Origin of the sequence: Enterococcus sp. C53, from assembly GCF_040887425.1 — a bacterium.
Lineage (GTDB): Bacteria > Bacillota > Bacilli > Lactobacillales > Enterococcaceae > Enterococcus_B > Enterococcus_B hirae.
In genome coordinates this window covers 360,903-373,596 of record NZ_JBFOFT010000002.1, presented here as the reverse complement: position 1 = coordinate 373,596, position 12,694 = coordinate 360,903, and the positions used below count along the sequence as shown (strand labels likewise).

Below are 12,694 nucleotides of genomic sequence, written 5' to 3'. Positions count from 1 at the left end.
GAAATATTACCCTTTAAAACGAAAAACTATATCTATTAAACTCTGAAGTTAGAATTAAGGTAACTAATAGTTATGGAGATTTTATGTAAAAATTTGAAAGCTCCATAAAAATCACATAATTGTAATGTATGATATAGAAAGTTAATATAGGAGATAATAAATATGCATAGTTTTAGAAAAATGTTAAAACCTTGGGATATTATCCTCATTATCCTGATATCAATCTCTTCATTTTCTCCCGTAGGCATTGCTGCTTGGAAAGCGTCTGTCAAAAGTGATTCAAATAAAATGACAGAAGTTATCGCAGTAGTTAAAATCGATGGGAAAATAGTAGATGAGTTTAACTTAACTACTACCAAAAAATCGTTTGAGAAAACTTATTACCCGGCCAAAGAGAAATATAACATTATTGAAGTTGCTCCTGGAAAAATTCGAGTTAAAGAAGATAACAGCCCAGACCAAGTTGCAGTTCGTACTAGTTGGATTAGTAGACCAGGTGATACGAGTATCTGTCTTCCCCATAAACTTATTATTGAAGTATTAGGTGTTGATGAAAATCCATTAATTTACTGAAATTTTTTCATGCCTACACTGCTCAACATCAATTTATCAATACAGAACTTGAATTATGGAGGATTGCTACAGATGAACAAGGATTTTGACAAACAGTCAAGTGACAAATTACAAACAAAAAAAGAGATAAAATTAGGACCATAGTTTTATCTCTTTTGATAACGATTTTTTTAAAGGATTGGCTGTAACAGCTAATAACCAACTTAGTAACGAGTCTTTAAAAAATATAAAAGTAGAAACCGTTAATAGTTGGAACCATATGAAGAATTACAACAACAAATCTTTCAAAGACTAGATCTCTCAATTAATTGATGAGCTAATGAGAGAAGTTTTAAGAAAAAATTGTATTTGTCAACCTTGCTCTTGCAGATGAAAGTAGTTCTCTTTTTATAAAAAATTTTACCGGGAAAGAATATTTAAAAAGAAATTTTACTATATTATCACTAGGAGAATTGTTATAACGCATGATTTCAACTCTCTATTAAGTAGTCACTAAATCTATTTTATAAACTTTAAATAGTGTGGAAATACCATTTTTTTACTTAAATCAACACACTTGCAGAAATTATTGCTGTTATCCATAAAATAAATCAAGGTTAATTCAACTTAAAAGAGGCTGACCCAAAAGTAACTTTTCATATTAATATCACGAAATTAACAAAACATAAATTCCCTAAAGTCAATGTTTTAACAAACTGATCTTATGGGTTTTTTTTATGATCTTAAGGCTTTTGGAAAAGCCTTAAGACCATAAAAAACGAAATCCATATTATAAAATAATTGTTTAGATTACTAGTTCACTCTTATGTTTTACTACAATGGCGTTTTCTAGAAAAAATGATCCTATCTTTAAACTTCATTGAAAAAAACGGAGTAGAAAAATACTACTCCGAAAAAGTTATGTTATTAATTACAATAGAAATAGAGTATTTAAAGCATTTTATACAATTCTCAGAGCACTAATTTGAAATGATATTTTAATCAATCTTTAGTAGCATAGCATTTATAGCAACTATAACCGTACTCAGTGACATGAAGATAGCTCCAATAGCCGGGCTAAGAATAATACCCCAGCTTGCCAATATCCCAGCAGCCAATGGTATTGCTAAAATATTATAGCCTGCTCCCCACCATAAGTTCTGTACCATCTTTCTTTGAGTATTCTTTGCTAATGATAGAAAATGTAATATATCAGAAGGGTTACTTTTCACCAAAATAACATCTGCTGAATCTATCGCAACATCGGTCCCGGCACCAATAGCCACTCCAATGCTCGCTCTTACTAAACTTGGGGCATCATTGACTCCATCACCAACCATCATAACTATTAAGTTCTTATCTTTATATTCTTTTACAATTTTTTCTTTATCCTCTGGCATAAGTTCTGCGTGAACATCGTCGATTCCTAATTGTTTTGCAACAACTGAAGCAACTTGCTTATTATCCCCTGTTATCATTACAGGTTTAATCCCTCTGGCCTTCATTTTTTCAACCATGAGTTTTGCTTCCGGTTTTATTTGATCTCCTTGTGCTACTAGGCCAATACTCTGATCATCCAAAAGTAGAAAGCTAATTGAATTTCCTTGATTAGATAGATCATTAAACATCTGTTTATCATACGAAATACTTTTCTTGTTTAAATAAGAAACACTAACAATTTTTATATCTTTTCCATTAACTCTACCTTCCAAACCAATACCAGGTAAATTTGTTACATCTTCTGCTTTTGGAATAGTCAACTGTAGTTCATCTATCTTTTTCAATACACCAACTGAAAGTGGATGACTGGAATTTTGCTCAAGTGCTGCCATGAATTCAAGTACTTGTTCTTCAGTGTACTGAGTGCTAAATGAAAGATACTCATTAACTGCAAAATTACCCTCAGTCAAAGTTCCTGTTTTATCCATCATAATAACATCAACTTTTTTGGCAACTTCCAGTGCTTGACGGTTCTTAATCAATAAACCATTCTTCGCTCCCAGTGAAGTGGATCTAGCTGTTACTAAAGGTATAGCAAGTCCTAATGCGTATGGACAAGCGATTATTAACACAGTAACCATTCTTTCTAGAGCTATATTCAAATCACCTGTAAGGACCATCCAAATTATGAACGCGCCAATACCGACAATCAATGCAACATAAAATAAAAGTTTTGCAACTTTATCTGATAAGGATTCCACTCTAGATTTCTCTTTCTGAGCGTTACTTACTAATTCCATAACTTGTGAAAGATAACCAGATTCTCCTGTTCCCGTTACTTCTACGGTTATTGTACCTGAACCATTTACCGATCCACCAATAACCTTATCATTCAATCCTTTTTGTACATCTTTTGACTCACCAGTTACCATAGATTCATTGACATTGGTATTTCCGGCTACAATAACTCCATCAGTTGGAATCTTTTCACCTGCTTTTACAAGTACTCTTTCTCCCACTTGAACGTCTTTCAGATCAACTTCTTTAGTATTGCCAGATTCATCTACTATTATTGCCGAGTTAGGTAGTAATTCTGCCATTTTTTGGAGCGCATTGCCAGCGTTGCTAATAGCATTCATTTCTATCCAGTGTCCTAATAGCATAATTAATATCAATGTAGCAAGCTCCCAGAAGAAATCCATTACGTGAGTATTACTCTTTGTTATATTATTAGCAATAAAAGCATATACACTGTATATGTAAGCAACAGATATACCTAATGAAATTAATGTCATCATTGCTGGATTCTTCATTTCTAATTCCATTTTAGCCCCTTTTAAAAAAGGCATGCCACCGTAAAAGAATAATATTGAAGCTAAGATTAGAACTATCCACTCAGATCCTTGAAAAGTTAATTGGAATGGCAGTTTTCCACCCATCATTGGAGATAATAGAATAATTGGGATGGAAAGAAAAAGAGATACAATGAATTTTACTTTAAGATTACCCATGTGCATTGAATGGTCCATTCCCCCATGTTCATGATTTGTATGATGCATTTTTTCATGATCATGTCCATTGTGATGATCTTCGTGATTCATGGTAGCATGATGATGTCCATTATGTTGAGAATGAGTTTCTTTATTAGACATGTTACGTTCCTCCTTAAATTCAACTTCAAAAACGACTACATTTGTAAACGATATGTTCACACTAATAATAACTGATTATTTTAGAATGTCAACTATTATACTTGCAGAAAGGATTTTGAGAAAATACAGCCCAAAAACTTTTTGGGCTGTTTTCCTATTTCAATTTAGATTTTAAATCACTTAACTCGCTACTTAAAATTTCATTTTGAGCTTTTAGATTTTCCAATTCCTTTTTCATCATTGGATCATCATTGTCACTTTTAGCAACTGAGTGCATTCCTTTCATCATAAAAATCATCATGATAGGACAAAGTAAAAGTAATAGCCACTGCATTAGATTCGCTCCTTAACTAAATTTTTTAAAATTGACACTTCTTCTTTTAATTGTTCTGTTTGTTTTCTCAAAAGTATCAATTCATGATTGGCTTCTGTATGCTTAGTATGGTCCTCTTCCTTATCATGATTATGCCCTCCATGTCCATGCCCTTTATGCATGAACATCATTGAAATGGGACAGATTAACAACAATAAAAATGGTAAATAATTAAGTATAGTTTCCATTATAGTGTTCCTCCTTATTTTTTTTTAAATAAAAATATACTAAAAGAGCGCTAAAGATCAAAGAAATAGATAGTACCTGTGCCATCCGTAAGTTTTGAGTCAACATCAAACTATCCGTTCTCAAGCCCTCTATCCAGAATCTTCCAATTGAGTACATGATAATATATACCAAGAAGAGTTGACCATTAAATGCCTTTCTCTTAATTAGTAATATCAATATGATGAGGACTCCTATATTCCATAAAGACTCATAAAGAAATGTCGGCTGTCTATAAGCTCCATCGATATACATTTAGTTTACAATAAAATTTGGCAACAAAAATCCTTTTAGAGCTTCTCTACTTATTTCACCACCATAAGCTTCTTGATTCATAAAGTTACCCCAGCGACCAATAATTTGACCGATCACAATGCTTGGAGCAACAATGTCAGCTACTTTCCAAAACGAAAGGTTTTTTTTTCTACAATAGATTACTCCTGTAGCAACCGCACCAATCAAGCCTCCATGAATAGCAAGTCCACCTTCCCATACTTTCAGAATGTCTACTGGATTTCTTATATAAGTATCTAATTCAAAAAAAACATAGTACAATCTAGCTGAAATTATAGAGACTGGCAATCCGTACAGCAATAAGTCAGAGATTACATCTTCTGATATCCCTTCTTTCTTTGCCCTTTTACTAGCAATAAAGTATCCTAACAAAATTCCGCTAACTATAAAAACAGCATACCAGTATACAGTAAACGGTCCAAAAGATATGAACACTCTATTGTATGGTTCTCTCAAAGTCATTCCTCCTTCTTGATCTTGCAATGACTATATCAGCCGATTATGGAAATTTTATGTAGAATCAAATTATTTTATATCTTTACGTCTATACATATTTTCTACATAATTCTCTATTATGATTCTCTCAAGGAGGGATGTACTATTCATATTAATCGATTGAAAATAGGATTTAGTTTTCTTACTATATTTGTCTTTGCTTTATCGCATGCCATTTCAGTTACAATTAATTTTCCTGGTTTGCTCAAAATAAATTTGCTATTTCAAGATGCTTCAAATTTTGACATTTGGAATAGAAGTCAGGTGAATATTGATTTTAGGAATTTGATGAGCTACTTAAACAATCCTTTTCAAAAATCACTAAAATTTGATTATTTATTTCTATCTAATAGAGGAATTAATCATTTTAAAGATGTTAAATTGCTTTTCCAACTAAATTATTCCATTCTTATCTTGTCTGGATTAGTAGTATTTTGGTTATTCTACAAAAAAATCTTACTACGCGAACAAGCAAAAATAGTATCTCACTATCTTAAGATTTTTTGGATATCATTTTGTCTGATAGCATTACTATTCTTTGAAAAATCTTTTGTTGTTTTTCATGAATTATTTTTCACTAACAACGATTGGATCTTTAACTATGAAACAGATCCAATTATACTTTTCTTACCAGAATCCTTTTTTCTAGCATGTTTTGTATTAATTTTCTTGATAAATTTCTTTACGTTATCCAAAATCCACTTGCTATTTAATAAGAAAGATTTGGTTTAATAATTTAATACACTTGATGTTCCCACTAGCGAAAGGAGGATAAAAATGTCAAGTAGACAAATTCAAGTGACTAATTCTGAATTAGAAGTCCTAAAATTTATTTGGAAATCGGAACCTGTTCCATCTGGTTCTATTACACATGAAATGAAGTTATGTAATAATTGGCACCCATCTACCTCAAAAACGCTCATTAAAAGATTATTAGACAAACAAACAATTTGTTACAGTACAGTAAACAGGCGGCGCTATTATTCAGCAATAATTTCTGAACAGGAATTTTTATTATTTGAAATCCAACGAATAATGTCAGGAATGAATAGTGAATGTATTGCTGAAATAAGCAGCTATTTAGCTGAGTTGGATAACTCAAATAAAATGGAGGTAATCCATGATAACAAAACTTAATATTTATGGAATGACCTGCGCATCTTGCGCAGCAACAATAGAGAAGAGTATTGGTGAATTGAACGGGGTAAAATCAGCCAATGTCAATTTGGCTACAGAAATATTGAAATTGGAGTACGATGAAACCAAAATAAATAATCATACTATTATCAAGACAATGAAGAGTATTGGATATGATGCCGAATTACGGAGTCAAACTGAATCCACTAATTTTGGAATTAGTGGAATGACTTGTGCATCCTGTGCAAGTAAAATTGAAAAAGCAGTGTCTTCTATTGAAAATGTAACATATGCCAGTGTGAATTTAGCAACAGAAAAACTTTCACTAACTACTTCAGATCCAAATGTACTTAGCAAAGTTGATGAAGTTGTTTCAAAACTTGGCTATACTCTATATTCACTTGAGGAAAACACCGATCAGGAAGAAAAAAAGAAAAATGAGCTAAAAAATATTTGGAGACGATTCATTGTATCCACTATTTTCACAATACCCGTTTTGTATATTGCTGGTGCGCACATGCTCAATTTACCTCTTCCTCAAATAATTGATCCTATGGTAAATCCAATTACTTTCGCTTTAATACAGCTATTTCTCACTATACCTGTTATCTTTGTGAGTCATTCTTACTACACGATAGGATTTTCTTCGCTTATCAAAGGACATCCAAACATGGATTCTTTGATTGCTCTGGGTACAAGTGCTGCTTTCTCATATGGCGTTTTTGCAACTTGGCAAATCATTCAAGGAAACGATTCATATACAAATGAATTGTACTTTGAAGCAGCAGCAGTAATTTTGTCTTTGATAACTTTAGGAAAGTACCTTGAATCTTTAACAAAAGGAAAAACTTCTGAAGCTATAAAAAAACTCATGGGACTTGCACCTAAAACTGCAACAATAATTAGAGATGGCATTGAATTATCGCTTCCAATTGAAGCAGTTGTAGTGGGAGATACGATTATCACAAAACCTGGTGAAAAATTACCAGTTGATGGCATAGTTATTGATGGGAGAACTTCAATAGATGAATCCATGCTTACTGGTGAAAGCATACCTGTTGAGAAAAAAATTGGGGATAAAGTTATTGGTTCTAGTATAAATAAAAATGGATTAATTAAGTATGAAGCAACTCGAGTTGGTGAAGATACGACATTATCACAAATTATAAAATTGGTGGAAGATGCACAAACTTCTAAAGCTCCTATTGCAAAATTAGCTGATATTATTTCAGGTTATTTTGTGCCAATTGTAATTCTTGTCTCATTAGTAGCTAGCGTACTCTGGTTTATATCAGGACAGAGTATTCTATTTTCTCTAACTATTCTAATTTCAGTGCTAGTAATCGCCTGCCCTTGTGCTTTAGGTCTTGCAACACCAACTGCAATTATGGTAGGAACTGGTAAAGGAGCAGAAAATGGAATTTTAATTAAAAGTGGAGAAGCATTAGAAACTACCCATCAGTTAAAAACAATAATTTTTGATAAAACTGGAACAATAACTGAGGGGAAACCAATTGTGACCGATATCGTAACAACAGAAAATATTGACAAAAATTTCCTTTTATTTTTAGCTGCTTCTGCTGAAAAAGGTTCTGAACATCCTTTAGGTGAGGCAATTGTATTAGAAGCAAAGAAAAACAGCATTGAATTAGTTGATCCGACTTCATTCGAAGCTTTGTCTGGTTTGGGAATCAAAGCAAACTTAGATGGGCTAGACATTAGTCTTGGAAATGAAAAATATTTTGAAACCCAAAATATTGATATTAGTAAATTGAAAGAAGATTCAAACAGGCTAGCCTCTGAAGGAAAAACCCCTATGTTTATTTCAAACAATCAAATACTTCTTGGAATTATCGCCGTTGCAGACACCGTCAAACCAACTAGCATGTTTGCAATTGAACAACTAAAAAAACTAGGAATTAAAGTAATTATGTTAACAGGTGACAATAAGCGCACGGCAAAAGCAATTGCAAAACAAGTAGGTATTGATTATGTTATTAGTGAAGTATTACCTCAGGATAAAGCTCAACATGTAAAGACTTATCAGGCAGAAGGGCAAAAAGTTGCTATGGTTGGAGATGGTATTAACGATGCTCCAGCACTTGCTCAAGCAGACATAGGTATAGCAATTGGTTCTGGAACAGATATCGCAATCGAATCAGCAGATATAATATTGATGAAAGATGACCTTCAATCTGTTCCTACAGCAATTGAATTGAGCAAAAAAACAATCCGAAACATTAAGGAGAACCTCTTCTGGGCTTTTGCATATAATATATTGGGAATACCTGTAGCAATGGGAGTTTTATACATTTTTGGTGGCCCTCTTCTAAGTCCGATCATAGCTGGCGCAGCAATGAGCTTCAGTTCAGTCTCAGTACTTTTAAATGCACTTCGACTAAAAAAATTTAAACCAAGAACAAGAAAGAAGGAAACATTATGACATCATATATGCAAACTGTATCTATAGATGGAATGAAATGCACTGGTTGTGCAACAACTGTTAGAAATACATTAGAAACTAACAAGCCACTGTCTGTAGAAAAAATTGATTTGAAAAAAGGAATTGTTACTTTTAAAACGGACTCTAGATTATCTCTTACTTTAATCAATCAATTATTAAAAGATACTAAATATACAGCTACTAAAGAATTCAATTAATAAATAAAAGATGTGGAGATAATTACACAAAATCTCCACATCTTTTATTTATTCTATTTGTGAAATCAATATAGGAGGATTTTTATGAATAAACTAAGTAGAAATTGGATATTGTTAATTGCTGCAATAGCATTAATACTTGGGGGATTAGGAATTTTTATTGTTCAGCAAAAAAATATTCGTACTTCCTTCTCAGATTCCCCATCAAAAGAAACAATGCAAGAAGAAAGACCTAATAGAAATACGATGGGAAATATGATGACAAACGAGCAAAATATTGAACTGAAAAATATTAGTCAGTCAGAGCAGCCCTTACTTATACCACCACTATTAGAACCTGGTTCAGAAGACGATGAAAATATATCTTATAATATAACTGCCAAAGAGGGCGAGTTTCAAATCAAAGAAGGAAAAAAAACAAAAACTTTAGGCTATAACGGTGATTTTCTAGGCCCTGTCATTAGAATGAAACAAGGCCAAAAAGTGACATTAACAACTACAAATCAATTGAAGTCTAAAACTTCATTTCATTGGCATGGCTTAAAAATCCCTTCAGAAGTTGATGGTGGACCTCATCAAGTCGTAGAACCCGGAGAGAAAAAAGTGATCTCTTTCACTGTCGACCAGGATGCCTCTACACTATGGTTCCACCCACATCCGGAAGGAGAAACTGCATCGCAAGTTTACAGAGGTTTAGCAGGATTAATGTATATAGATGATGAAAATTCGGATTCTTTAAATCTTCCGAACAATTATGGAAAGGATGATATTCCGCTAATAGTTCAAGATAAATCATTTGATTCCGATAACCAAATTGATTATGAAACCGATTTTTATTCGGATGGAACCCAAGGAGATACTTTGCTTGTAAACGGCACTATCAATCCTTATATTGAAGTAAATAGTAGATGGATGAGATATCGAATAATCAGTGGTTCCAACTCAAGAAATTTTATCTTTTCCTTAAAAGATAATCAACCATTTTACCAGATAGCATCAGATGGAGGTCTACTAAATTCTTCTACTAAATTGACTTCATTAACGCTATCACCCGGAGAACGTGCTGAAATTTTAGTAGATACTAATGATTACAAAAATGGTGATACTCTAAAATTATTGGCAAACAACACAGTTGCACTGACGATGAAAATAAATAAAAATAAATCGAATACCACCTTTGAGCCTTCAAAGAAGCTTAATTCTATAAAAGACATAGATACAGAAAATTTGGATAAACTAGATAGACAAAAAATAGATCTAAAAGGTATGTCGCATATGGTAAGTATTAATAATAAACAGTTTGATGCAGATAGAATTGATCTCTACAAAAGAGTGAACACTCAAGAAGTCTGGGAAGTAAACAACATTTCGGGCATGATGGGTGGCATGATCCATCCCTTTCATATTCACGGTGTTCAGTTTCAAATTATCTCATGAAACGGGCAGCTCCCACAAGCTAATGAACGTGGATGGAAAGATACTGTTTTAGTAAATCCAGAGGAAACAGTTGAACTACTCGTAGAATTCGACCATGAAGGTGTTTTCATGTATCATTGTCATATATTAGAACATGAGGAATATGGAATGATGGGACAAATGGAGATAAAATAAATGTGGTAAAGGAAAGATTTTATATGAAAATTTTAATTGTGGATGATGAAGCTAAAATATTGGAAATCATTGACGCATATCTAGTCGCTAACAAATTCTCAGTTTATAAAGCAACAAATGGATCTATGGCATTAAGTAAGTTTGAATCTATTAATCCCGATTTGGTTGTATTAGATTTAATGTTACCCGATACGGATGGATTAACTGTTTGTAGAAAAATCAGAGAAAGTTCAAACATCCCGATCATTATGCTAACTGCCAAATCTGATGAAGAGGATATACTTACAGGACTTCAATTGGGCGCAGATGATTACATGGTAAAACCTTTTAGCCCTAAAGAATTAGTTGCAAGAATTCAAACAGTTTTACGCAGATCTGAGACATTAACGAATCCCAATAAACTCTCCATCAATAAGGGGGAGTTACTGATTTACCCAGAGAGTCGTCAAGTATATCTTCATCAAATTGAACTTAATCTTACAACAACGGAATTTGATATTCTATATACTTTAGCTTCTACTCCCAATAAAGTTTTTTCTAGAGGTGATTTGATAGAGAAAATTAAAGGAACAGAATTTGATGGATTAGATCGGAGCATTGACTCTCATATAAAAAATCTAAGACACAAAATTGAGGCTGATCCTAAAACGCCTAACTATATATTAACAGTGCATGGAACTGGTTATAGATTTGGTTATTAAAAATGAAAAAACGAACGATCAGAACGCAACTAACTGTTTCCTTTTTAGTAATAGCTACTCTAATTATAGGTTCCTTAAGCTTGATTACACTTGGCCTAACTAATAATCATTTCAGTAAATATGTAAACGAGCGACAAGAGGACTTGCTAAATCAATATGTAAACACAATTGATTTGCTTTGGATAAATAACAATGATACTTGGAATCTTGATGAACTCTCTACTCTCTCTGATAAAGCAATTGAAAGTAATTTCTATTTTTCTATAGAAGATAAACAACAAAATACCATTTGGGAACTTCAAGGAAAAAAATTGGAAGCAGCTCAAATAAAGTTAAAAGAGAACGCGTTAAGAGTATCTGAAACAAAAAGTGTAGAACTAGATAAGACCATTACAGTAACAAAAGATTTGATTAGTAATGATAAAGTATTTGGTGTAATAACATTTTATTATTTGGGGCCATTTGCATATACTGAACATGATGCAATGTTCATTTCAAGTATGAAGCAAAGTCTAATGTATGTAGCTTTTACTGCCTTTCTTGTTTCATTTATCTTTGCATCATGGATATCAAAAAGATTGGGCCTGCCTCTAAAACATGTAAGTGATTTGACACATCAACTAACACGAGGAGAATATTCATTAAAAATCCCACAAGAGACTTCAATCATTGAAATTAATTCGCTAATTGATTCATTAAACGATTTGAGTAGCCAACTTGAAAAACAAGCGGGTCTCCGCAAAAGATTAACTACGGATATTTCTCATGAATTACGTACTCCATTAGCTACTTTAAAAGGAAATATTGAAGCTATGATTGATGGAGTTTGGGAGCTAACTCCTGATCGTTTGCAGTCTTGTTATGATGAAGTAGATCGCTTAACTCGCCTAATAAAAAATATTGAACTAGTCAACAAAATCGAGACAAATTATGATAATTTGGAAAAAACTAATTTTGATTTATATCAACTTTGTGAATCTGTTATAGATAATTTTGCAAGTAAAATTGAAGAAAAAGCTCTAACTGTGAATGTACATGGCGAAAAAGTTAATCTTTTTGCAGATAAAGATAAAATAAATCAAGTACTAACAAACCTGTTAAGTAATGCCATCAAATTCACTCAAAAAGAAGGGAAAATAACATTCACAGTGAAGAAAGAAAACAAAAATGCTCTTTTGATTATTGAAGATAATGGCATTGGCATTGAAATTGATCAATTGACTCATATATTTGATCGATTTTATATGGCCGATCCTTCTAGGAGCAGAAATTTGGGTGGACAAGGTATTGGGCTTGCAATTGTAAAAAGTGTTGTAGAAGCACATAATGGTACTATTGAAGCAAAAAGTAATTTAGGATTAGGAACAATCTTTACTATTAGCATTCCTTTGTAATAAACCAGATGGAAAGGTGGTGAATTTATTGTTTCAACAACATCTAAAAATTTACAATTTGATTTGCGAATGCTGGGCTAAAAAGATATTTTATCAATTAATTTTTCTTGAACAAGTTGATAAAATACTTTTGGACATACAAACACGCTCTGTAATCGT

10 protein-coding genes and 2 pseudogenes are annotated in these 12,694 nt (G+C 32.5%); 8 read left to right on the top strand and 4 right to left on the bottom strand.

The window, feature by feature from the left end; genetic code table 11:
• Positions 1-162: 162 nt before the first annotated feature.
• Positions 163-573 carry a NusG domain II-containing protein gene (locus AB3I42_RS04595; protein ID WP_010776392.1) on the top strand — a complete coding sequence of 137 codons (411 nt, stop codon included), beginning with the start codon at positions 163-165 and terminating at the stop codon, positions 571-573.
• A gap of 977 nt (positions 574-1,550) precedes the next feature.
• Here the strand turns inward: AB3I42_RS04595 and AB3I42_RS04590 are convergent.
• The 4 genes and pseudogenes from AB3I42_RS04590 to lgt all read right to left on the bottom strand — a co-directional run bounded on the left by AB3I42_RS04590 (position 1,551) and on the right by lgt (position 4,992).
• On the bottom strand, positions 1,551-3,644 hold the full coding sequence (locus AB3I42_RS04590; RefSeq protein WP_368022327.1) for a heavy metal translocating P-type ATPase: 2,094 nt from the start codon (positions 3,642-3,644) through the stop codon (positions 1,551-1,553).
• A gap of 154 nt (positions 3,645-3,798) precedes the next feature.
• A complete protein-coding gene (locus AB3I42_RS04585) occupies positions 3,799-3,978 on the bottom strand; it encodes a DUF2933 domain-containing protein (RefSeq protein WP_002363628.1) in 180 nt (59 codons plus the stop codon).
• Entirely contained in the window at positions 3,978-4,205 is a 228-nt protein-coding gene (locus tag AB3I42_RS04580; RefSeq protein ID WP_010776394.1) for a DUF2933 domain-containing protein, read from the bottom strand. The genes AB3I42_RS04585 and AB3I42_RS04580 overlap by 1 nt, the downstream gene beginning before the upstream one ends.
• A pseudogene (gene lgt / locus AB3I42_RS04575) lies at positions 4,189-4,992 on the bottom strand (prolipoprotein diacylglyceryl transferase). The gene AB3I42_RS04580 and the pseudogene lgt overlap by 17 nt, the downstream one beginning before the upstream one ends.
• A 45-nt stretch (positions 4,993-5,037) precedes the next feature.
• Here lgt and AB3I42_RS04570 point away from each other — a divergent pair.
• The 7 genes and pseudogenes from AB3I42_RS04570 (at position 5,038) to AB3I42_RS04540 (ending at position 12,535) form a co-directional block, all read left to right on the top strand.
• Positions 5,038-5,763 carry a TIGR01906 family membrane protein gene (locus AB3I42_RS04570; RefSeq protein WP_016171825.1) on the top strand — a complete coding sequence of 242 codons (726 nt, stop codon included), beginning with the start codon at positions 5,038-5,040 and terminating at the stop codon, positions 5,761-5,763.
• 45 nt (positions 5,764-5,808) lie between these two features.
• Positions 5,809-6,168 carry a BlaI/MecI/CopY family transcriptional regulator gene (locus tag AB3I42_RS04565; protein ID WP_075492184.1) on the top strand — a complete coding sequence of 120 codons (360 nt, stop codon included), beginning with the start codon at positions 5,809-5,811 and terminating at the stop codon, positions 6,166-6,168.
• A complete protein-coding gene (locus AB3I42_RS04560; RefSeq protein WP_010776397.1) occupies positions 6,152-8,611 on the top strand; it encodes a heavy metal translocating P-type ATPase in 2,460 nt (819 codons plus the stop codon). The genes AB3I42_RS04565 and AB3I42_RS04560 overlap by 17 nt, the downstream gene beginning before the upstream one ends.
• On the top strand, positions 8,608-8,829 hold the full coding sequence (locus tag AB3I42_RS04555; protein ID WP_016171823.1) for a heavy metal-associated domain-containing protein: 222 nt from the start codon (positions 8,608-8,610) through the stop codon (positions 8,827-8,829). Before AB3I42_RS04560 ends, AB3I42_RS04555 begins: the two co-directional genes overlap by 4 nt.
• Positions 8,830-8,899: 70 nt before the next feature.
• Positions 8,900-10,440: pseudogene (locus AB3I42_RS04550) on the top strand (multicopper oxidase family protein).
• A 23-nt stretch (positions 10,441-10,463) separates the two neighbouring features.
• Entirely contained in the window at positions 10,464-11,141 is a 678-nt protein-coding gene (locus tag AB3I42_RS04545) for a response regulator (RefSeq protein ID WP_368022324.1), read from the top strand.
• Positions 11,142-11,143: 2 nt separating this feature from the next.
• Complete coding sequence (locus AB3I42_RS04540; protein WP_016171820.1) at positions 11,144-12,535, top strand: cell wall metabolism sensor histidine kinase WalK; 1,392 nt, start codon at positions 11,144-11,146, stop codon at positions 12,533-12,535.
• Positions 12,536-12,694: the final 159 nt, after the last annotated feature.